Here is a 22,221-nt window from a genome sequence, read left to right as displayed (position 1 = left end):
CTTCTCATGAGTGAAGATGCACAAGACGTCGTACTGATCGTCGAAGATGAACCGGTGATTCTGATGTTGCTCGCCGACTACCTGTCGGGCCTGGGCTACCGGGTGTTGCAGGCGGAGAACGGCGAGCAGGCATTCGAGATCCTCGCCAGCAAACCGCACCTGGATGTAATGATCACCGACTACCGGCTGCCGGGCGGGATTACCGGGGTGATGATCGCCGAACCCGCGGTGAAGCTGCGTCCGGACCTCAAGGTGATTTTCATCAGCGGCTATCCCACCGAGATTCTCGAATCCGGCAGCCCGATCGCCAGAAGCGCGCCGATCCTGGCCAAGCCCTTCGACCTCAACAGCCTGCAAGAGCAGATCCAGCGCCTGCTGGCGTGACACCCCCGAGCCCTGTAGCCCTGTAGCCGCTGCCGAGCCCGCGAGGCTGCGATCGGTTGCGTAGCAACCGCAAGACCGGGCTCCACGATGGATCAGGTAAATCTTGCGCCTGCTACGCAGGCGATCGCAGCCTGCGGCAGCGGCTACAGGGGCGGGTGCGACATTGAAATATCGTCCGGCGGCGCGGGTTTACAGGCCTTGCTGCAAGGCCGGATCGTCGGGGTTCTGTTGTTCCAGCTGGGCCAGGAGGATCTGCACGTTCTGCAGCTGGCCGCTTTCCTTCCAGTATTTGATCAGCAGCACCCGCGCCTTGCGGTTGGCGGGTTGGCGCTGGACGATTTCCTCGAGCTGTTTCTGCGCCGCTTCCAGCTCCTCTTCGCTGTGCAGGGTGGTGGCCAGGTCGTAGCGGTAGTCGGCGTTGTTCGGCTCCAGCTCCACGGCGCGGGACAGGCCGAGCAGGGCGAACTCGCTCTGGTCGTGGTGCAGCAGCCACATGCCCAGGGCGTGTTGCAGGTAGGCGGAATCCTGTTGTGCCTGCAGTTGTTTGGCCAGCAGCTTGCGGGCATCTTCGCTGCGGCCCTGGCGGTCCAGCACCTCCAGTTGCAGGATCACCGCTTGCAGGTTGTCCGGTTGCAGGCTCAAGGCGTGCTCCAGCGTCTGCTGGGCCTGGTCCAGGTTGGCGTTGTGCAGGTACAGGCGCGCCAGCTGGTATTGCGCCTCGACATTCTCCGGCTGGGCCTTGAGCACCTGGGTGTACTCATCGATCACTTGCTGCAGCGGCCCGAAATACAGGCCTTGTTCATCCGGCGACAGGCCGAGCAGGGCGGTGACGGCGGCGAAGCGCACGCTTTGCACTTCGTCGTCCAGCAGCGGGCCGATCAGCAGGCTGCGCTGGCGCGCCGGGACCAGGCCGAGCACTGCCTGAATGGCTGCCTCGCGGACCTCGGGCTCGGCGTGGTGCAGGTCGGCGTCGGCCAGTTTCAACGCCTGCGGGCTGGGGTAGTTGTGCAGCTCGGCGAGCAGGCGGATGCGCCGGCTGTCCGACAGGTCGGGCCGCCCCAGCTGCTGATACAGCACTCGCGCGGCGCCGGGCTGGCCGTTGCGCGCCTGTTCCAGCGCCTTGCCGTAACCGTGCTTGATCGCATCCGGCACCACCGGCGGCGTGGTGCGCAGGAACAGCCACGCCAGGCCCAGGGCCAGGACGACGAGAAGGCTGATCAACAGGGTGCGGCGGGGCTTGGTCATGCAGGCATCCATGGCAGGGGCGGCTTTACGAAGGCGCAAGCTTCGGTCAGGTTCCCCTCGGAGTCAAACCCGCTTGCGGGTCGATGGGCACGACTCGGGTTTTCGCGCCGGGGCCAGGCCGCAAGAGCGGCATCGGCTGGCCCAATCACTCTGCTTGCCCACGCGATTGGCGCGAACGATCGACAGTTCGGGAAAAATTGCCTTCCTGCCGGGAAGGCCGGGACGATAAGCTTTCCCGGCCGCAGACTGACTACGCTAGCCGCAGGTGCCCCTTTGCCCAGAACCCACTCATGCAGCCACTGATCAACTACTTCAAGGTCGTCATTCACCCGGGAGGTGCGGTGCTGCGTTTTGCCCTGCGCACCATCATCGCGGGCCTGCTGACCCTGTACCTGGCGTTCATCTTCGACCTCGACCAGCCCAAGTGGTCGCTGATGGCGGTGATCATCGTCAGCCAGCCCCTGGCGGGCATGGCCCTGGCCCGCAGCTTCGGCCAGGTGATCGGCACCACCCTGGGGGCGGCGGTGGCGGTGCTGATCATGGCGATCTTCCCCCAGGCGCCGCTGCCGTTCCTGGTCACCCTGGGCCTGTGGCTGGCGTTGTGCACCGCCGGCGGCACCCTGTTGCGCTACACCAGTTCCCAGGCGTTCGTGCTCAGCGGCTACACCGCGGTGGTGGTGGCGATGCTGGCGATCCCCGAGCAGGGCAATACCCTGACGCTGGCGATTACCCGGGTCACCGAGACCCTGCTGGCGGTGGCCTGCGTCTGTGTGGTCAGCCTGCTGACGGCGCGCCCGGAGGCCGTGGCCCACGGTTACTTCGCCAAGATCGACCAGGTGCTCAAGCTGCTGGCAACCCACGCCGCGGCGGCGATTCGCACCGACGAAAGCGAGGCCGACTTCCACAAGCGGCAGATGCAGCTGCTGGGCGAGATCAGCGCCCTGGAAGGGTTGCGCCGCCACCTGTATTTCGACGCGCCGCGCCTGCGCAGCGCCGACGGCCTGGTGCAACTGCTGGGCAACCAGCTGGTGCTGCTGACCTCGCGCCTCAGCGTGCTGCGCCACCAGCGCGAACTGCTGCGGGCGCGCTGGGTCGGCGAGCTGCCGGAGGCGATCCAGCAACTGCGCGCCGACGAGCTGGCGTTTCTCGATGAACTGGCGCAGCACGGCCGTGCCTTGCCCGCCGCCTCGCGGCAGCAGTTCGCACAATTGCAGCAGCGTTTCGATGAACAGGCGCGGCGCGCCGAGCGCGAGGCCGACGCCTTGCCCGCCACCTTGCGTTCCCTGGCCTGGGCCCTGCGCTGGGAGCAGGCGCGGATGCTCAAGCAGCTCGAAGACATTCTCGAGTTCAGCGATGCCATCCAGGACGGTCGCCAGGCCAGTTGCCTGTACCGCCAGGGCCGGGCCAATCCGTTGCACCTGGACTGGCCGCTGGCGGCGATGAATGCGCTGCGGGCCTTCACCGCGCTGCTGGTCGCCGGGCTGATCTGGATCGAAACCGCCTGGGACGGCGCGCGCTCGAGCATGGTCCTGGTGGGCATTCTCTGTTCGCTGATGGCGACCTTCCCGCGGCCCTTGGCGGCGGCGCAAAGCTATATGCGCGGCCAGGCCCTGGCGCTGGCGATCTCGGCGGTCTACGTCTTCTCCCTGGTGCCCTTGATTGGCGATTTCGAGTGGCTGGCGCTGTTGCTGGTGCCGCTGCTGTACACGGTCGCGGTGGGCCTGGCCAGCCCGATGACCGCCGGCATCGGCATGGGCCTGGGGCTGTCGAGCCTGCTGATGATCGGCCCGCAGAACATCGGTGCCTGGCAGAACAGTGCCATCCAGTGGTTCGAGTTCGCCGGGGCCTATGTCAGCGGCGGGGTGCTGTCGTTGCTGGTGTACGCCTTTATCTTCCCGTTCAACCCGGTGCTGCGCATTCGCCGCTTGTTCCGCGACACCCGCGAGCAGGTGTACGCCTTGCAGAAAACCACGGCCAGCGACGAGGAGCAGTTTGTCTTCGAGAGCCGCATGGTCGACCGCCTGACCCAGATGCTCGGGCTGTTGCCCGCCGCCGGCGACCGCGCTTCCGCCGAGCGTTTCGAAACCAGCCTGGCCTGCATGACCCTGGGCGTGGCGATGAACCAGCTCAAGCAGCAGAGCCTGGACAACCCCTGGCTGAGCAGCGCGACCAACGCCGACCTGCAGCAGTTGCTGCGGCGGATCGGGCGTTATGTGGCCGGGCGCTCGGCGCTGGAGGTGGATGAGCTGCTGGCGCGGCTGCGGGAGCTGGGCGACTACCTCGACCAGTTGCACACCGACGACCGGCCCCAGGCCCACGAACAGCTGTGGTCGGTGTTCCGCATGCGCGTCTCGCTGCTGATCGTCGGCGCCTTCCTGGAGCGCTACAGCCCCATGCTGCAACCCACGGAAACAGGAGAACCGGCCCTTGCCCATTGATTTCGAATTCGGCGGCGTCTACCTGCCGCCCATCGCCCAGGCCCTGTTGCTGGCCTTGCCGATTTTCCTGCTGCTCGACTGGGGGCTGCGGCGCCTCGGTGTGTTGCGCTTCGTCTGGCACGAAGCGTTGTTCGAAGGGGCGCTGTATGCCTGCGTCTGCGCCACGGTCATTTTGCTGATGGGAAGCCTATGAATCTGAAAAACACCCTGGCCCGCTCGATCACCCTGGTGGCGGTAGTGCTGGCGCTCGTGCTGGGCTGGTTCGCCTGGGAGCATTACACCCGCGCGCCCTGGACCCGCGATGCGCGGGTGCGGGCCGATGTGGTGACCCTGTCGGCGGACGTCGCCGGGCGCATCGTCAGCCTGCAGGTGCAGGACAACCAGCACGTGGACAAGGGCCAACTGCTGCTGGAGATCGACCCGGCGCAATATGCCCTGGCCGTGGAGCATGCCAAGCGTTCGGTGGAAGTGGCGGTCGCCACCCTCGGCCAGTCCGAAGCGGCGATCGCCGCCAGCGCCGCGCAGCTCAAGCAGCGGCAAAGCGAAGAGCGTCGGCGCCGGAGCCTGAAGCAGGGCTTCGCGATTTCCGGCGAGGAGTGGGAGAAGTCCAATACCGATGTGGCGGTGGCCCAGGCCGACCTGTTGCGCGACCAGGCCAATCTCGGCCTGGCCCAGGCCAACGTGCACCTGGCCCAGGCGGCGCTGAAACAGGCCGAGCTGGACCTGCGGCGCACCCGGGTCGAAGCCCCGGTCAGCGGCTACGTGACCAACCTGCAGACCCGCCAGGGCGATTACGCCAGCGCCGGCGCGGCCTTGCTGGCGCTGGTGGACAGCGACTCCTTCTATATCAGTGGTTACTTCGAGGAGACCAAGCTGCCACGGATCGAGGAGGGCAGTGCGGTGCGCATCCAGCTGATGAGCGGCGAGACCTTCGGCGGCAAGGTGCAGAGTATCGCCTTCGCCATTACCGACCGCGAGAACTCCCAGGGCAGCCGCCTGCTGGCCAACATCAACCCCAGCTACACCTGGGTCAAGCTGGCGCAGCGGGTACCGGTGCGGATCGCCATCGACCCCGATTACCCGGGCAAGGACAGGTTGCGCGCCGGGACTACGGCGACGGTGACGGTGCTGGAATAGGCGAGAGGTTGTTGTGGATGAACGATCTTATCGCGGGCAAGCCTCGCTCCTACGGACAGTGGCGTCTGTGGGAGCGAGCGGGCGGCGATCCGACTTGCCCGCGATGCTTTTTTTGAGGCAAAAAAAGCCCCGTGACCGAATGAGAACACGGGGCAAAAATTTGGTTGGTTGCGGCCAACCAAAGGAGCTCGGTTGAAGCCTTACTTGCTGGCGACCGTCTCAGGCTGCCAGCCGCCACCCAGGGCCTTGTAGATGGCGACGATGCCACGGTACAGGTCGACCTCGGCCTGGGCCTGGGAGTCTTCGGCGGCCAGGCGTTCGCGCTGGGCGTCGAGCAGCACCAGGAAATCGACGGTGCCTTCGCGATAGCGGATTTGTGCCAGGTCGGCCGCGGCGCGGCTCGACTCGCTCTGGCGAATCAGCGAGATCAGCCGTTGCTGGCGCTTGCCGTAATCGCTGAAAGCGTTTTCCGACTCTTCCAGGGCCAGCAGCACTTGCTGCTCGTAGGTCGCCAGGGCGCCGTCGGCGTCGGCATTGGCGCCGCGCAGACGGGCGCGCACGCTACCCAGGTCGAAGGCGGCCCAGGTAATGCTCGGGCCCAGGGCCCAGGCATTGGCGGCCGAGGAGCCGATCTGCGAACCACGGCCGGCGGTGAAGCCGAGGAAACCACTGAGGCTGACCCGGGGGAACAGGTCGGCCTTGGCCACGCCGATCCGCGCGGTGGCGGCGGCCAACTGGCGTTCGGCGCTGAGGATGTCCGGACGGCGTTGCAGCAGCTCGCCCGGGTCGCCGATCGGCAGGGCCTTGGCAATCGCCGGCAGCTGCGCGGGCGCAAGATCGACGCTGAGCTTGTCCGGACGCTCGCCCAGCAGGGTGGCGATACGGTTGCGCTGGCGCACCTGTTCGGCCTGCAGTTGCGGCACGCTGGCCTCTACCGCGGCCAGGCGCGCATCGGCGCGGACCACGTCGAGCTGATCGCCGACGCCGGCGTCACGCAGGCTTTCGGTGATCTTGCGCGACTCCTGCTGGTTGCTCAGGTTGGCCAGGGCGATCTTTTCCCGCAGCTGGGCGCCGCGCAGCTGGCCGTAGGCATCCACCAGCTCGGCAATCATGGTGACTTGCAGCTGGTAGAGGTCGGCCTCGGCGGCCTGCTGGTCGGCTTCGCTGGCTTCCAGGTTGCGCTGGATGCGGCCGAACAGGTCCAGTTCCCAGGCCATGTCCAGGCCCAGGTCGTAGCGTTCGCTGTTGACCCGGCGAGTGGTCTGGCCGGGGATCTGACCCTTGGCCAGGTCGCTGCTGGCGCGGCTGGTGATGGTCGGCATCGCATCGTTGCTGGCGTCGTCGCGAATCGCCCGGGCGGCCCGCAGGCGGGCGAAGGCCACGCGCAACTCACGGTTGCCCTGCAGGGACCGGGTCACCAGTTGGTTGAGCACCGGGTCGTCGAACTGTTGCCACCAGATGCCTTCGAAACGCGCGCGGTCGAAATTCTTCTGGCCCGCGGCGCCATCGGTGGCGGCCGTGATGTTGGCCGCCTCGGTCGTCGGGGTCTGGTAGTCCGGGCCGACGGCACAGGCACTCAGGGCCAGTACCAGCAAGCTCGGCAGGAAGACTTTCAGGCTCATTGTTGCGCCTCCAGTTTCAGGGCACGGGTCGCTTTGCGGGCTTCGCTGCGCTCCACATAGTTGCGGATCAGGACGTAGAACACCGGGGTCAGCAGCAGGCCGAAGAAGGTCACCCCGAGCATCCCGGAGAACACCGCGACACCCATGGCATGACGCATTTCCGCACCGGCGCCGCTGGAGAACACCAGGGGCACCACACCCATGATGAAGGCGAACGAGGTCATCAGGATCGGCCGCAGACGCAGGCGGCAGGCTTCCAGCACCGCGGCCAGCGGGTCGAGGCCTTCTTCCTGTTTGTCCTTGGCGAACTCGACGATCAGGATCGCGTTCTTACACGCCAGGCCCACCAGTACGATCAGGCCGATCTGGGTGAAGATGTTGTTGTCGCCACCGGACAGGATCACCCCGGCGATGGCCGACAGCAGGGTCATCGGCACGATCAGGATCACCGCCAGCGGCAGGCTCCAGCTCTCGTATTGCGCGGCCAGTACCAGGAACGCCAGCAGCACGCAGAGCGGGAAGACGAACAGCGCGGTGTTACCGGCAAGGATCTGCTGGTAGGTCAGCTCGGTCCATTCGTAGGTCATGCCGTTGGGCAGTTCTTCCTTGAGCAGTTTCTCGATCGCCGCTTCCGCCTGGCCGGAGCTGTAGCCCGGTGCGGCCGCGCCGTTGATTTCCGCGGTGACGAAGCCGTTGTAGTGCATCACGCGGTCGGGACCGGCGGTGTCACTGACCTTGATGAAGGTCGCCAGCGGGATCATCTCGCCCTTGTTGTTGCGCACTTTCAGCTGGCCGATCTGCTCGGCTTCGAGACGGAACTGCTGTTCGGCCTGGACGTTGACCTGGTAGGTACGGCCAAAACGGTTGAAGTCGTTGGCGTACAGCGAGCCCAGGTAGACCTGCAGGGTGTCGAAGATATCGCTGATGGCCACGCCGTGGGTCTTGGCCTTTTCCCGGTCGATAGCCGCGTCGACCTGAGGCACGTTGACCTGGTAGCTGGTGAACAGCCCGGCCAGTTCCGGCACGCTGCGACTCTTGGCGATGACGTTCTGCACTTCCTTATACAGCTCTTCGTAACCCATGCCGCTGCGGTCCTCGACCTGCAGGCGGAAACCGCCAATGGTCCCCAGGCCCTGTACCGGCGGCGGTGGGAAGATCGCCATGTAGGCTTCCTGGATATCGGCGTACTTGCCGTTCAGGGCGCCGGCGATGGCCCCGGCGGACATGCTCGGGTCCTTGCGCTCGTCGAAGGGCTTGAGGGTCACGAACACGATGCCGTTGTTCGGGCTGTTGGTGAAACCGTTGATCGACAGGCCCGGGAAGGCCACCGCGCTTTCCACGCCCGGTTGCTTCAGGGCGATGTCGGACATGCGCTTGATCACGTCCTCGGTGCGGTCCAGGCTCGCGGCGTCCGGCAGTTGGGCGAAGGCCACCAGGTATTGCTTGTCCTGGGCCGGGACGAAGCCCATCGGCGTGTGGGCGAAGCCGAACCAGGTCAGCACCATCAGGCCCGCGTAGAGGAACAGGGCGATGCCGCTGCCACGGATCACCCGGCGCACGGTGCCGACGTAGCCATGACTGGCGCGGTCGAAGAAGCGGTTGAAGGGTTTGAACAACCAGCCACCCAGCAACTTGTCGAGGAACCTGGAGAAGCGGTCCTTCGGTGCGTGGTGGTCCTTGAGCAAGACCGCGGCCAGGGCCGGCGACAGGGTCAGGGAGTTGAAGGCCGAGATCACCGTGGAGATCGCGATGGTCAGGGCGAACTGCTTGTAGAACTGCCCGGTCAGGCCGCTGATGAAGGCCGCCGGCACGAACACCGCGCAGAGCACCAGGGCGGTGGCGATGATCGGCCCGGTCACTTCGCGCATGGCGCGTTTGGTGGCTTCCACCGGGTTCAGGCCGAGGCCGATATTACGCTCGACGTTTTCCACCACCACGATCGCGTCGTCCACCACGATACCGATGGCCAGGACGAGCCCGAACAGCGACAGGGCGTTGAGCGAGAAGCCGAACAGGTGCATCACGGCAAAGGTACCGATCAGCGAGACCGGCACCGCCACCAGCGGGATGATCGAGGCGCGCCAGGTCTGCAGGAACAGGATCACCACCAGCACCACCAGGATCAGTGCTTCGAACAGGGTATGCACCACTGCCTCGATGGAGCCACGGACGAAGATGGTCGGGTCGTAGACGATGCTGAAGTCCATGCCTTGCGGGAAGCTCTGCTTCAGCTCAGCCATCTTGGCCCGCACTTCGTTGGAGATCTGGATGGCGTTGGAGCCAGGACGCTGGAAGATCGGGATCGCCACCGCCGGCTGGTTGTTGAGCAGCGAACGCAGGGCGTACTGGTTGGAACCCAGTTCGACCCGGGCGATGTCTTTCAGGCGAGTGATCTCGCCGTTGTCGCCGGAACGGATAATGATGTTCTCGAACTCTTCCTCGGTCACCAGGCGACCCTGGGTGTTGACCGACAGCTGGAAGCTGGTGGCGCTCGGTGCGGGCGGGGCGCCCAGGGTACCGGCGGCGACCTGGCGGTTCTGCTCGCGAATGGCGGTGACCACGTCGGTGGCGGTGAGGTTGCGCGAAGCGGTCTTGTTCGGGTCGAGCCAGACCCGCAGCGAGTAGTCGCCCATGCCGAACAGCTGCACGTCGCCGACGCCGCCCAGGCGCGCCAGCTCATCCTTGATATTGAGGATGGCGTAGTTGGACAGGTAGAGCATGTCGTAGCGTTTGTCCGGCGAGGTCAAGTGCACGACCATGGTCAGGTCGGGCGATGCCTTGTCCACGGTGATACCGATGCGCGTCACCTCTTCAGGCAGCTTGGGCTCGGTCCGGGTCACGCGGTTCTGCACCTGCACCTGGGCGTTGTCCAGGTCGGTACCCAGGGCGAAGGTGATGGTCAGGGTGATCTTGCCGTCGGCGGTGGACTGCGAGGACATGTAGAGCATGTTCTCGACCCCGGTGATGGCCTGCTCCAGGGGCGCGGCCACGGTTTCGCCGATGACTTTCGGGTTGGCGCCCGGGAAGTTGGCGCGTACCACCACGGTCGGCGGTACCACTTCCGGGTATTCGCTGATGGGCAGCTGGAACAGCGAGATGGAGCCGGCGATCAGGATCAGCAGCGACAGCACCGCTGCGAAGATCGGCCGTGAAATGAAGAATTGGGAGAAATTCATCTTGAGTCTTTTCCCTTAACCGCGTGGAGTCGCAGCGCTGGCCAGTTTCGCAGCCGCTTCAGGCGCGCCCTTGGCGGGGGCGACTTGAGGCAGGTTGCTGGCTTCCAGGGCTTGTCGTTGTTGCGCCAGGGCGGCGAGGGTTTCCTTGCTGGCCATCGGCACTACTTCAGGGCTGACCGGCGCGCCCGGACGGGCTCGCTGCAGACCCTTGACGATGATGGTGTCGTCCTTGTTCAGGCCGTTGCGCACAATGCGCAGGCCTTCGATCTTCGGCCCCAGCTCGACGGCGCGGTACGCCGGCTTGTTGTCGGCGTCCATCACCAGCACGAACTTCTTGCCCAGGTCGGTCCCCACCGCTTCGTCGTTGATCAGCACGGCGGAGTAGGTGCCGCTGCCCACCAGTTTCAGGCGTGCATAGAGGCCCGGGGTGTAGCTGCCGTCGCTGTTGTCGAACACCGCGCGACCGCGGATGGTGCCGGTCTGCGGGTTGACCTGGTTGTCGACGAAGTTCATCTGGCCCAGGTGCGGGTGGCCATCCTCATTGGACAGGCCGAGGTAGACCGGGGTGGTCTGGCCGCGCTGGCCCTGGCGGGCGAGCTGGGTGTACTTGAGGTACACACGCTCGTCGGCGTCGAAGTAGGCGTAGACCTTGTCGGTGGAGACCACGCTGGTCAGCGGGGTGACGTCGGCGGTCACCAGGTTGCCGGCGGTGATTTCCGCGCGGCTGACGCGACCGCTGATGGGCGCGGTGACCCGGGTGAAGCTCAGGTTGAGCTTGGCCACGTCCAGTTGCGCCTGGATCGCGTCGACCCCGGCGCGGGCTTCCTGGGCGGCGCTGGTGCGGGTGTCGGCCAGTTCGGCGGAAATCGCGTTGCTGGTCAGCAGGCGCTGGCCGCGCTGGGCTTCATTGGCACTGCGGGTGGCGGTGGCGCGGGCTTGTTGCAGCTGGGCTTCCAGGCGGCGTACTTCGGCCTGGAACGGCCGTGGGTCGATCTGGAACAGCAGGTCGCCTTTCTTCACCAGGGCGCCTTCGGTGAAGGCCACCTGGTCGATCTGGCCGGAAACCCGTGGGCGGATCTGGACGGTTTCAGGCGCCTCGAGGCGCCCGGTGAACTCGTCCCATTCGTTGACCGGTTGCTCCAGCACCTTGGCCACACTGACTTTGGCGGCGGGCATGTTGGCGGCCGTTTGCGGTGCCTTGCCACAGGCGCTCATCACCAGCACAGCCAATAATGCGAGAGGGAAGCGTAAGTGTTTGAGTGACTGTTCCATGGATCATCCGCCAATGTATTTGAGATGGGCGGATGATGCTCGGCAGGGGTTGTATCGCACGAATCGAATGAGCCGAAGGTAACTATCATTCGGAATGATATAAGCGCGATGAAAGCTCTCTAGCATGCACCTTTAGTTAGGGTGCTATCAATTCCTTAAATGGAATTTCATTGTTTCCCGGATTGCAAGGGTGGGGAGAGGGGAGGAGTCCCATCGCGAGCCATTGAGCATCGACCCACAGCTTTCTGTACCGGACTTATAAAAGCATCCCTTACGCCTGCTGTAGCGAGCCTGCTCGCGGTGCGCCCGGGTTACCGGGGCGAGGGCTTGGGCGTGCGTGTTACGACAGGGCTGTCTTTAAATGCAAGTTTTGCATATTAAGTTATTCCTAAAATGACTTTTACAGCGCTCCTTGGTGTCGTTAGCTTATAGGCTGTGGTTTTTAAGGTTTCTCCTTATATAACCAAATAAATGACAGCCCCGACTTTCGACTTCCTGGAGATTGCCTTGCGTACACTTCTGCAACTGGCCGCCGCCGCGCTGGCCGCGTCCATCAGCCTCGGTGCCTCGGCGCTCACCCTCACCGTCGGCGACCAAAGCTACAACACCCGCGCGGTGATGGATGCCGCCGGCGTGCTCGACAACCTGCCGTACACCCTGGAATGGAAGCAGTTCACCGCCGGCTCGCCGGTGGCCGAAGCGCTGAACTCCGGCAGCCTCGACCTCGGGCTGTTGGGGGATGCGCCACCGCTGTTCCTCGGTGCCCTGGGGGCGCCGATCAAGGTGATCGCGGTCACCCGGCAGAATCTTTCCGGGGTGGCCATCGTGGTCAACCAGGATTCGCCGATCAAGACCGTCGCCGACATCCGTGGCAAACGCGTGGCGATCTGGAAGGGTTCCTGGAGCCAGCAACTGCTGTTCAGCGCGCTGGACCAGGCTGGTGTGCCCCGTGATGCGGTGGACATCCGCTACCTCAGCGCCCTCGATGCCTTCCATGCGCTGGAAGGCGGCTCGGTGGATGTGATCGCCACCTGGGAACCCTACGTGACGCAACAGGAGCGGCGCGGTGGCCGGGTGATCGCCACGGCGCAAGGGCTGATCCCGGCGCAGAGCTTCGTGGTCGGCAACAACCGTTCCCTGGAAGAAAAACGCGCGGCCATCGGCGACTTCCTGCAACGGCTGAAAAAAGCCCGGGCTTGGAGCGTCAACGATCCTGCCCACAGCGAGGCCTATGCCGATGCCTGGGCCGAGCGCACCCGCGCCGACCGGGAGATCGCCCGTGCCTGGTTCCGTCGGGCGCAAACCGACGTGGGGCCGATCAGCCCGCAGAACATCGCCGACGCGCAGAAGACCGTGGATTTCTTCAGTGGCATCGGCCTGATCAAGTCCTACCCGGCCGCCAGCCTGTTCGACACCTCCTTTAATGCCGCCTTGCAGAATCCTGCTGTGACGGTTCAGGCCGCGCCGTAACCATCAAGGACCTTCCATGAGCACACGACAACTGAAACTGGGCGCCCTGACCATGGGCGTCGGTGGCCCCGGGCGGCACAACCTGTGGCTGGACCCCGAATTGCCGGCCGACGCCAGTGTCAATATCGACTGGTACATCGACATTGCGCGCCAGGCCGAGGCGGCGTTGTTCGACCTGATCTTCATCGTCGACAGCCAGTTCATCACCCCGGGCTCGCCGCCCCATTACCTGAACCGCCTGGAGCCACTGACGCTGCTCTCGGCGCTGGCGGTGAGCACGCGGCATATCGGCCTGGTGGGCACGCTCACCACCTCCTATAACGAGCCGTTCAACGTCGCCCGCCGCCTGGCGTCGCTGGACCTGATCAGCAAGGGCCGCGCCGGCTGGAACGTGGTCACCAGCGGCGACGCCGGCACCGCCGGCAACTACGGGCGCGACGAGCACTACGACTACGACACCCGCTATGGCCGGGCCCGGGAGCATGTGCAGGTGGTGCAGGGCTTGTGGCAGTCCTGGGAGGACGACGCCTTTGTCCGGGATCGCGCCAGCGGGCGTTATTTCGACCCGGCCAAGCTGCACGCGCTGAACCACAAGGGCGAGCATTTCTCCGTGGTCGGGCCGCTCAACCTGCAACGCTCGCCGCAAGGCCAGCCGGTGATCTTCCAGGCGGGGGACTCCGAACAAGGCCGCGAGCTGGGCGCGGCGATTGCCGACGTGGTCTTCACCCATGCGCCGAGCCTGGAGCAGGGCCAGGCGTTCTACCGGGAAATCAAGGAGCGCGCGCTGCGCCAGGGCCGCGATCCGGAACAGGTGCTGGTGCTGCCGGGGGCCGAGGTGTTCGTTGGCGATAGCGACGAGCAGGCGCGGGAACTCGAACGCCATTATCACGCGGCCGATCACAGCTTCGAGCAGGCCCTGCTGGAGTTCGGCCGTTCCTTTGGTTGGCACGACTTCAGCCAGTACGAACTGGATGCACCTTTCCCGGCCCAGGCCCTGGAGTTCGCCCGCAGCAGCTTTTTCACGCTGGCCAAGCGCATCACCGAGCGCGCGGTCAGCGAAGGACTTAGCCTGCGCCAGGCGGTGCAGGCCTCCCGACAGCTGCGCCCCGGCGCCTTTGTCGGCAGCGCCGAAACCGTCGCGGCGAAGATGAGTGAATGGTTCGAGGCGCGGGCCGTGGACGGTTTCAACCTCTACATCGGCCACCCGGGGCAGTTTCGCCGGTTCACCGAGGAAGTAGTGCCCTTGCTCCAGGAGCGCGGGGTGTATCGCCGCGAATACCCGGGCAGCACCTTGCGCGAAAACCTCGGGCTGAGGATTCCGCGCAACCTGCGCTGACGCACAGAAACCCCAGATAGCCAGAGAGTTTTTTACTCTCTAGCAACCACAAAAATCATAATTTCGGCATTTCCCGCCTTCTCCCAGAATGCGTCCTACACCTCCCACGGCTGCCTACGTGGGATCACTCAGTAGGGCGCAGACATGACAACCCATAAAACAACAATCGATACGCTTGTAGTGGGCGCCGGCCAAGCCGGCGTGGCCATGAGCGAACACCTGAGCCGCCTGGGCGTGCCGCACCTGGTGCTGGAACGCAACCGCATCGCCGAAGCCTGGCGCACCGGGCGCTGGGATTCGCTGGTGGCCAACGGCCCGGCCTGGCACGACCGCTTTCCCGGCCTGGAGTTCGAAGGCCTGGACCCCGATGCCTTTGCCGGCAAGGACCAGGTGGCCGACTACTTCGAAACCTACGCCCGCAAGTTCAATGCGCCGATCCGCACCGGCGTCGAAGTCAGGAAGGTGGTGCGTAACGCTAACCGCCCGGGCTTCACCGTGGACACCAGCGACGGTGTGATCGAAGCCCGCCAGGTGGTGGTGGCCACCGGTCCGTTCCAGTGCCCGGTGATCCCGCCGATCGCCCCGCAAGATCAGCGCGTACTGCAGATGCATTCGGCCGCTTACCGCAATCCGCAACAGCTGCCCGAAGGCGCGGTGCTGGTGGTGGGCGCGGGCTCCTCGGGGGTGCAGATCGCCGATGAACTGCAACGCGCCGGCAAGCAGGTCTACCTTTCGGTCGGGGCCCATGACCGCCCGCCGCGGGCCTACCGCAACCGTGACTTCTGCTGGTGGCTGGGGGTGCTCGGCGAGTGGGATGCCGAGACCATGCAGCCGGGCAAGGAGCACGTGACCATCGCCGTCAGCGGCGCCCGTGGCGGGCACACCGTGGACTTCCGTCGGCTGGCCCACCAGGGCATGACCCTGGTCGGCCTGACCAAGGCCTTCGAGAACGGCGTGGCCCGCTTCGAGGCCAACCTGGCCGAGAACATTGCCCGCGGCGACGAAAACTACCTGGCGCTGCTCGACGCCGCCGACGCCTACATCGCCCGTAACGGCCTGGACCTGCCGCAAGAGCCCGAAGCGCGGGTGATGCTGCCGGATCCGCCGTGCCTGACCCAGCCGATCCTCGAGCTCGACCTGGCCAAGGCCGGCGTCGGCACCATCATCTGGGCCACCGGTTATTCGGTGGACTACAGCTGGCTGCAGGTCGATGCCTTCAAGGACAACGGCAAGCCCCGCCACCAGCGCGGCGTGTCCAGCGAGCCCGGGGTCTATTTCGTCGGCCTGCCGTGGCTGTCGCGCCGTGGCTCGGCGTTTATCTGGGGCGTGTGGCACGACGCCCGGCACATCGCCGAGCACATCGTCAAACAGCGCCTCTACTTCGATTACCGCGACGCCGCGCAGCGTCAAGCCGAGCGCGAATCCTCCGTTCAATCCGCCAGCCTCATGGGAGCCCGCTGATGCCTACGCATACCCGCATCCGCATGTTCAACACCAAAGACACCTACCCGAACCAGAGCCTGGACAACGACCTGTGCCAGGCCGTGCGCGCCGGCAACACTGTGTATGTGCGCGGCCAGGTCGGCACCGACTTCAATGGCCAGCTGGTCGGCCTCGGCGATCCGCGGGCCCAGGCCGAACAGGCCATGCGCAACGTCAAGCAATTGCTGGAAGAGGCCGGCAGCGACCTCAGTCATATCGTCAAGACCACCACCTACCTGATCGACCCACGTTACCGCGAGCCGGTCTACCAGGAGGTCGGCAAGTGGCTCAAGGGCGTGTTCCCGATCTCCACCGGGCTGGTGGTCAGCGCCCTGGGCCAGCCGCAGTGGCTGATGGAAATCGACGTGATCGCGGTCATCCCCGAATAAGGAGTTCGCCATGACTTTCTCCATCGTCGGCCGCTGCGCCGAAACCGGCCAGCTGGGCATCGCCATCAGCTCGTCGAGCATCGCCGTCGGCGCCCGTTGCCCCTGGCTGCGCAGCGGGGTGGGCGCGGTGTCGAGCCAGAACATCACCTTGCCGGCCCTCGGCCCGCAGGTGCTCGACGGCCTGGGCGAAGGTCTGGCGCCCGCGCAGGCCCTGGACCGGGCGCTGACCCGCAACGGCTACAGCCAGTACCGCCAGGTGGCGGTGGTGGATGCCCAGGGGCGCACGGCGGTGTTCAGCGGCAATCATGCACTGGGCATTAACAATGCGGTGGCCGGTGAGCAGTGCGTGGCGGCCGGCAACCTGCTGGCCAACAGCACAGTGATCGAGCGCATGGTCGAGGCCTTCGAAAGCAGCGAAGGCTGCCTGGCGGCGCGGCTGCTCAGCGCACTGCAGGCCGGGCAGGATGCCGGGGGCGAGGCGGGCGCGGTGCATTCGGCGGCGCTGTCGGTGGTCGGCGAGCTGGTCTGGCCGATCGTCGACCTGCGGGTGGACTGGGCCGAGGCCAACCCCATCGGCGAGTTGCAGAAACTCTGGAGCGCCTACGAGCCGCAGTTGCAGGACTACCTGACCCGCGCCCTCAACCCGACCCTGGCGCCGAGCTACGGAGTGCCGGGCGATGAGTGAGCTGCGCAGCCGCGCCTTGTTGGCCAGGCTGGTGGGCTTTGCCACGGTCAGCCGCGATTCGAACCTGGCCCTGATCGAGTTCGTCCGCGACTACCTGCACGACCTGGGCGTGAGCTGCGAGCTGATCTACAACGCCGAGCGGACCAAGGCCAACCTGTTGGCCAGCATTGGCCCGGCGCTGGAGGGCGGCGTGGTGCTCTCGGGCCACACCGATGTGGTGCCGGTGGACGGCCAGCCCTGGACGTTCGAACCCTTCAGCCTGACCGAGCGCGACGGCAAGCTCTACGGGCGCGGCACCGCCGACATGAAAGGCTACCTGGCCTCGGTGCTGGCCGCAGTGCCGCTGTTTCTCGCAAGCCCGCTGCGCCGGCCGGTGCACCTGGCGTTCTCCTATGACGAGGAGGTCGGCTGCCTCGGTGTGCGCAGCCTGCTGGAGCTGTTGCCACAGCGCATTCCTCAACCGGCGCTGTGCCTGATCGGCGAGCCCACCGAGCTCAAGCCGGTGCTCGGCCACAAGGGCAAGCTGGCCATGCGTTGCCATGTGCACGGTGCGCCGTGCCATTCGGCCTATGCGCCTTACGGGGTCAACGCCATCGAGCAGGCGGCGCGGCTGATCGGCCGGCTGGGGGAGATCGGCCAGCGCCTGGCGGCCCCCGAGCATCACGACGGCCGTTTCGACCCGGCGTTCTCCACCGTGCAGGTCGGGGTGATCCAGGGCGGCACGGCGCTGAATATCGTTCCGGCCGACTGCCGCTTCGACTTCGAGGTGCGTGCCTTGCCGGCCTTCGAGCCCCAGGCGGTGGTGGACGAACTGCAAGGCTATGCCGAACAGCAGCTGTTGCCGGCGATGCAGGCAATCAAGGCCGACACGGCGATCCGCTTCGAAGCGATCTCGGCCTATCCGGGGTTGGCGACTGCCCCTGAAAGCGCCGCCGCGCAACTGGTGGCGCAACTCTGTGGCAGCGCGGCCTTCAGCACCGTGGCCTTTGGCACCGAAGGCGGACTGTTCCATCAGGCCGGGATTGCGGCGGTGGTCTGCGGCCCCGGCAGCATGGACCAGGGTCACAAGCCGGACGAATTCGTCAGCGTCGAGCAGATGGCGGCCTGCGACCGGCTGATGGAGCGCCTGGCCGAATACCTCTGCAACCCTTCATGACAACTCATAAGAACAAGGAATCCGCGGTGAAAGATTTCAACGAGTGGACAGCCCTGGCGCAACGCCAACGCCTGATCGACAGCGCCTTTATCGACGGCGAGGCGTGCCAGGCCGAGAGCGGCGCGCGCTTCGCTGTGGTCAACCCGGCCACCGAGAAACTCCTGGCCCAGGTGGCCGCCTGCGGTGAGGTCGAGGTCGACCGGGCGGTGCGCAGCGCCCGTCGTGCGTTCGAGCAGGGCCCCTGGGCCAGGATGGCGCCGGGCGAGCGCAAGGCGATCCTGCTGCGCCTGTCGCGGCTGATGCTGGAGCACCGCGACGAACTGGCCTTGCTCGACTCCCTGAGCATGGGCAAGCCGGTGATGGATGCCTGGAACATCGACGTACCGGGCGCCGTCCAGGTGTTCGCCTGGTACGGCGAAAGCCTCGACAAGCTCTACGACCAGGTGGCGCCGAGCGCGAGCAATGTCCTGGCGACCATCACCCGGGTGCCGCTGGGGGTGATCGGCGCGGTGGTGCCGTGGAACTTCCCGCTGGACATGGCCGCCTGGAAGCTGGCCCCGGCCCTGGCCGCCGGCAACAGCGTGGTGCTCAAGCCGGCCGAGCAGTCGCCGTTCTCGGCCCTGCGCCTGGCCGAGCTGGCCATTGAAGCCGGGATTCCCAAGGGCGTGCTCAACGTGGTGCCGGGCCTGGGCGAGGAGGCCGGTCGTGCCCTCGGCCTGCACATGGAGGTGGATGCCCTGGTGTTCACCGGTTCCACCGAGGTGGGCAAGTACTTCATGCAGTACGCCGCGCAATCGAACCTCAAGCAGGTCTGGCTAGAGTGCGGCGGCAAGAGCCCGAACCTGGTGTTCGCCGATTGCCAGGACCTGGACCTGGCGGCCGAGAAAGCCGCATTCGGCATCTTCTTCAACCAGGGCGAGGTCTGCTCGGCCAACTCGCGCCTGCTGGTGCAGCGCTCGATCGCCGACGGGTTCATCGAGCGCCTGGTGGCCAAGGCGCGCCAGTGGCAGCCGGGCAATCCGCTGGACCCGGCGAGCCGGGCCGGGGCCATCGTCGATACGCGGCAGACGCAGCGCATCAGGCAGTACATCGAACAGGCCCAGGCCGAGGGCGCACAGCTGGTGTGCGGCGGTCGGCAACTGAGCTTCGACGGCTCGAGCAACTTCATCGAGCCGACCATCTTCACGGGCGTGACCGCCGACATGACCCTGGCCCGCGAAGAAGTGTTCGGCCCGGTGCTGGCGGTCACGTTGTTCGACGACGAAGACCAGGCGGTGGCCCTGGCCAACGAGCACATCTATGGCCTGGCCGCGTCGCTGTGGACCGACGATCTGAACCGCGCGCACCGGGTGGCACGGCGGCTGAATGCCGGGACGGTGTCGGTGAATACCGTCGACGCGCTGGACGTGACCGTGCCCTTTGGCGGCGGCAAGCAGTCGGGCTTTGGCCGCGACCTGTCGCTGCATTCCTTCGACAAGTACACCCAGCTGAAAACCACCTGGATTCAATTGCGGGGCTGAGGGCCCCGAGCGCAGCACCGATCTTCCAAAAAATAGAACAACAAGACGGAGCAACCGATGAACAGCAATGCAAGCGTGCAAACCGGCGTTCTGGCGCCGCCCGCGAGTCGCAAGAAACTCGGCCTCACCGCACTGTTGGCGGTGGCCATCGGCCTGGTGGTTTCACAAGGCGTGATGGTGCTGATGCTGCAAGGCGTCGGTATCGCCGGCCTGGGCTTTATCGTGCCCCTGGGCCTGGCCTACCTGCTGGCCCTGAGCTACGCCTGTTCGTTCTCCGAGCTGGCGCTGATGATCCCCCGCGCCGGCAGCCTGAGCACCTACACCGAAGTCGCCATCGGCCAGTTCCCGGCGATCCTGGCGACCTTTTCCGGCTACGTGGTGGTGGCGATGTTCGCCCTGTCGGCCGAGCTGTTGCTGATGGAATTCATCATCGACAAGGTCTACCCGCACTCCATGCCACCGCTGACCGTGGCCCTGGCGGTACTGGCGCTGTTCACCGTGCTCAACCTGTTCAACATCGACATCTTCGCCCGCCTGCAAACGGTGCTGGCGGTGGTGATGACCGTGGTGTTGCTGGTGATGGGCCTGAGCGCGATGAACAGCGACATCGTCGCGCCCAACCCGACGCTGTTCGACAGCGCCCACTGGAACCCCATGGGCCTGGGGGTGATCGCCCTGACGGCGATGGCGGTCTGGGGTTTCGTCGGCGCCGAGTTCGTCTGCCCGCTGGTGGAAGAAACCCGGCGCCCCGAGCGCAACATCCCGGGTTCGATGATGCTCGGCCTGACCATCATCTTCGTGATCATCAGCCTGTACGCCCTGGGCGCCTTGCTCACCGTGCCTCAGGCGGAACTGGCCAGCAACGGCCTGCCGCATTACCTGTTCGCCACCACGGTGTTCGGCGAGGCGGGCAAGGTGTTCCTGGTGACCGCGGCGATCACCGCCACCTGCAGCACCCTCAACAGTTCGCTGGCGGCGATCCCGCGCATGCTGTTCGGCATGGCCCGCAACGGCCAGGCCTTTGGCGTGTTCAAGCGCCAGGGCAAACGCACCGGCGCGCCCTGGGTGGCGGTGCTGTTCATTGCCGCGGTCACCGGCCTGCCGTTGCTGTTGATGCACGACCATGCCGATGCGATCAACCAGCTGCTGCTCTCGGCGGCCCTGGCCTGGCTGCTGGCCTACATCATCACCCACGTCAACGTCATCGCCCTGCGCCGGCGCTACCCGCAGGTGGCGCGGCCGTTCCGCACGCCGTTCTACCCCTTGCCGCAGTTGTTCGGCATCGCCGGCATGCTGTTTGCGATCTGCAACGTGTCGCCCAGCCCGGAGATGACCTTTTCGATTTTTGCCTACGCAGGTCTCGTGCTGCTGATCGTCTCGGTCATCGCCGTGCTGTGGATCAAGGGCGTGATGGGCAAGCCACTGTTCAAGCCGGAGCCGCTGGCCAGCGTGCTCGGCACCCTCGATAAAAAACCGCAAGGAGACTCGCAATGACCGCTCAAGTGAAACCCGTGCGCAGCACCGGCGACTACCAGGCCGCGGATGCCGCGCACCACATTCATGCGTTCCTCGACCAGAAGGCGCTGAACGCCGAAGGACCGCGGGTGATCGTGCGCGGTGAGGGCCTGGCGCTCTGGGACAACGACGGCAAGCGCTACCTGGACGGCATGTCGGGCCTGTGGTGCACCAACCTCGGCTACGGCCGCAAGGACCTGGCCGCAGCCGCCAGCCAGCAGCTCGAACAGTTGCCGTACTACAACATGTTCTTCCACACCACCCACCCGGCGGTGGTCGAGCTGTCGGAGCTGCTGTTCAGCCTGCTGCCTGCGCACTACAGCCATGCGATCTACACCAACTCCGGCTCCGAGGCCAACGAGGTGCTGATCCGCACCGTGCGCCGCTACTGGCAGATCCTCGGCAAGCCGCAGAAGAAGATCATGATCGGCCGCTGGAACGGCTACCACGGCTCGACCCTCGGCGCCACGGCGCTGGGCGGGATGAAGTTCATGCACGACATGGGCGGGGTGATCCCGGACGTGGCGCACATCGACGAGCCGTACTGGTTCGCCCACGAAGGCGACCTGACCCCGGCCGAGTTCGGCCTGCGCGCCGCGCGGCAGCTGGAAGAGAAGATCCTCGAACTGGGCGCCGAGAATGTCGCGGCCTTTGTCGCCGAACCCTTCCAGGGCGCCGGCGGCATGATCTTCCCGCCGGAAAGCTACTGGCCGGAGATCCAGCGCATCTGCCGCCAGTACGACGTGCTGCTGTGCGCCGATGAAGTGATCGGCGGTTTCGGCCGCACCGGCGAGTGGTTCGCCCACCAGCATTTCGGTTTCGAGCCCGACACCCTGTCGATCGCCAAGGGCCTGACCAGCGGCTACATCCCCATGGGCGGGCTGATCCTCTCCAGGCGCATGGCCGAGGTGCTGGTGGAGCAGGGCGGGGTGTTCGCCCACGGCCTGACCTATTCCGGCCACCCGGTGGCGGCGGCGGTGGCCATCGCCAACCTCAAGGCCCTGCGCGACGAAGGCATTGTCAGCCGGGTCAAGCAGGACACCGGGCCTTACCTGCAGCGCTGCCTGCGCGAAGTCTTCGACCACCACCCGTTGATTGGCGAAGTGCAGGGCGCCGGGCTGGTGGCGGCCTTGCAGTTCGCCGAAGACAAGGCCAGCCGCAAGCGCTTCGCCAACGAAAACGACATGGCCTGGCGTTGCCGCACCATCGGCTTCGAAGAGGGCCTGATCATCCGCTCGACCCTGGGCCGGATGATCATGGCCCCGGCCCTGGTGGCCAGCCACGCCGACATCGATGAACTGGTCGACAAGACCCGTACCGCCGTAGACAGGACCGCCCGCGAATACGGTCGTCTGTAGGCCCAAAAGCGGCCGGCGCGCGCGGGCGCGTCGGCC

17 protein-coding genes are annotated in these 22,221 nt (G+C 65.9%); 13 read left to right on the top strand and 4 right to left on the bottom strand.

Annotated elements, in window-relative coordinates; genetic code table 11:
• Positions 1-6: 6 nt before the first annotated feature.
• Positions 7-384, top strand: coding sequence for a response regulator (locus J4D28_RS02710; RefSeq protein WP_009049261.1), 378 nt, complete (start codon positions 7-9; stop codon positions 382-384).
• Positions 385-573: 189 nt separating this feature from the next.
• Here J4D28_RS02710 and J4D28_RS02705 read toward each other — a convergent pair whose 3' ends face one another.
• The gene (locus tag J4D28_RS02705; protein ID WP_053269186.1) at positions 574-1,629 is read right to left on the bottom strand and encodes a tetratricopeptide repeat protein; all 1,056 of its coding nucleotides are present in this window, start codon (positions 1,627-1,629) and stop codon (positions 574-576) included.
• A 290-nt stretch (positions 1,630-1,919) separates the two neighbouring features.
• Between J4D28_RS02705 and J4D28_RS02700 the strand changes: the two genes are divergently transcribed.
• From J4D28_RS02700 to J4D28_RS02690, 3 genes are read left to right on the top strand one after another with little or no spacing between them, the layout of a single operon-like run.
• Positions 1,920-4,067 carry an FUSC family protein gene (locus J4D28_RS02700; RefSeq protein WP_103330648.1) on the top strand — a complete coding sequence of 716 codons (2,148 nt, stop codon included), beginning with the start codon at positions 1,920-1,922 and terminating at the stop codon, positions 4,065-4,067.
• Positions 4,057-4,260 carry a DUF1656 domain-containing protein gene (locus J4D28_RS02695; protein ID WP_007924845.1) on the top strand — a complete coding sequence of 68 codons (204 nt, stop codon included), beginning with the start codon at positions 4,057-4,059 and terminating at the stop codon, positions 4,258-4,260. Before J4D28_RS02700 ends, J4D28_RS02695 begins: the two co-directional genes overlap by 11 nt.
• Positions 4,257-5,204, top strand: coding sequence for an HlyD family secretion protein (locus tag J4D28_RS02690; protein WP_103330649.1), 948 nt, complete (start codon positions 4,257-4,259; stop codon positions 5,202-5,204). Before J4D28_RS02695 ends, J4D28_RS02690 begins: the two co-directional genes overlap by 4 nt.
• Before the next feature lie 200 nt (positions 5,205-5,404).
• On the opposite strand, the gene J4D28_RS02685 is transcribed toward J4D28_RS02690, so the two are convergent.
• The 3 genes from J4D28_RS02685 to mexE are packed head-to-tail and all read right to left on the bottom strand — an operon-like array spanning position 5,405 to position 11,274.
• Positions 5,405-6,826 (bottom strand): efflux transporter outer membrane subunit, encoded by a 1,422-nt coding sequence (locus J4D28_RS02685; RefSeq protein WP_009049257.1) that lies wholly within the window; start codon positions 6,824-6,826, stop codon positions 5,405-5,407.
• Positions 6,823-10,002, bottom strand: coding sequence for an efflux RND transporter permease subunit (locus J4D28_RS02680; RefSeq protein ID WP_103330650.1), 3,180 nt, complete (start codon positions 10,000-10,002; stop codon positions 6,823-6,825). Before J4D28_RS02680 ends, J4D28_RS02685 begins: the two co-directional genes overlap by 4 nt.
• Positions 10,003-10,017: 15 nt before the next feature.
• On the bottom strand, positions 10,018-11,274 hold the full coding sequence (gene mexE, locus J4D28_RS02675) for a multidrug efflux RND transporter periplasmic adaptor subunit MexE (protein WP_009049255.1): 1,257 nt from the start codon (positions 11,272-11,274) through the stop codon (positions 10,018-10,020).
• Between the two features lie 507 nt (positions 11,275-11,781).
• Between mexE and J4D28_RS02670 the strand changes: the two genes are divergently transcribed.
• The 9 genes from J4D28_RS02670 (at position 11,782) to J4D28_RS02630 (ending at position 22,185) form a co-directional block, all read left to right on the top strand.
• The gene (locus tag J4D28_RS02670; RefSeq protein ID WP_028682587.1) at positions 11,782-12,744 is read left to right on the top strand and encodes an ABC transporter substrate-binding protein; all 963 of its coding nucleotides are present in this window, start codon (positions 11,782-11,784) and stop codon (positions 12,742-12,744) included.
• Between the two features lie 16 nt (positions 12,745-12,760).
• The gene (locus tag J4D28_RS02665; RefSeq protein ID WP_009049253.1) at positions 12,761-14,080 is read left to right on the top strand and encodes an LLM class flavin-dependent oxidoreductase; all 1,320 of its coding nucleotides are present in this window, start codon (positions 12,761-12,763) and stop codon (positions 14,078-14,080) included.
• A 144-nt stretch (positions 14,081-14,224) separates the two neighbouring features.
• Positions 14,225-15,541: an NAD(P)/FAD-dependent oxidoreductase gene (locus J4D28_RS02660; protein WP_103330651.1), complete on the top strand. Its 1,317-nt coding sequence runs from the start codon at positions 14,225-14,227 to the stop codon at positions 15,539-15,541.
• The gene (locus tag J4D28_RS02655) at positions 15,541-15,951 is read left to right on the top strand and encodes a RidA family protein (RefSeq protein ID WP_007924833.1); all 411 of its coding nucleotides are present in this window, start codon (positions 15,541-15,543) and stop codon (positions 15,949-15,951) included. The genes J4D28_RS02660 and J4D28_RS02655 overlap by 1 nt, the downstream gene beginning before the upstream one ends.
• Positions 15,952-15,961: 10 nt before the next feature.
• Positions 15,962-16,636, top strand: coding sequence for a DUF1028 domain-containing protein (locus J4D28_RS02650; RefSeq protein WP_103330652.1), 675 nt, complete (start codon positions 15,962-15,964; stop codon positions 16,634-16,636).
• Positions 16,629-17,792 carry an acetylornithine deacetylase gene (gene argE / locus J4D28_RS02645; RefSeq protein ID WP_103330653.1) on the top strand — a complete coding sequence of 388 codons (1,164 nt, stop codon included), beginning with the start codon at positions 16,629-16,631 and terminating at the stop codon, positions 17,790-17,792. Before J4D28_RS02650 ends, argE begins: the two co-directional genes overlap by 8 nt.
• A 26-nt stretch (positions 17,793-17,818) precedes the next feature.
• Positions 17,819-19,312 (top strand): aldehyde dehydrogenase, encoded by a 1,494-nt coding sequence (locus J4D28_RS02640; RefSeq protein WP_103330654.1) that lies wholly within the window; start codon positions 17,819-17,821, stop codon positions 19,310-19,312.
• 57 nt (positions 19,313-19,369) lie between these two features.
• Positions 19,370-20,806, top strand: a complete 1,437-nt coding sequence (locus J4D28_RS02635) for an APC family permease (RefSeq protein WP_101282600.1) — start codon at positions 19,370-19,372, stop codon at positions 20,804-20,806.
• A complete protein-coding gene (locus J4D28_RS02630; RefSeq protein ID WP_103330655.1) occupies positions 20,803-22,185 on the top strand; it encodes an aspartate aminotransferase family protein in 1,383 nt (460 codons plus the stop codon). Before J4D28_RS02635 ends, J4D28_RS02630 begins: the two co-directional genes overlap by 4 nt.
• Positions 22,186-22,221 lie beyond the last annotated feature (36 nt).

The sequence above is a fragment of the Pseudomonas sp. GW531-T4 genome (assembly GCF_017349615.1).
Lineage (GTDB): Bacteria > Pseudomonadota > Gammaproteobacteria > Pseudomonadales > Pseudomonadaceae > Aquipseudomonas > Aquipseudomonas chlororaphis_I.
The sequence above is the reverse complement of the archived record's forward strand: the minus strand, read 5'-3'. Positions and strand labels throughout refer to the sequence as shown.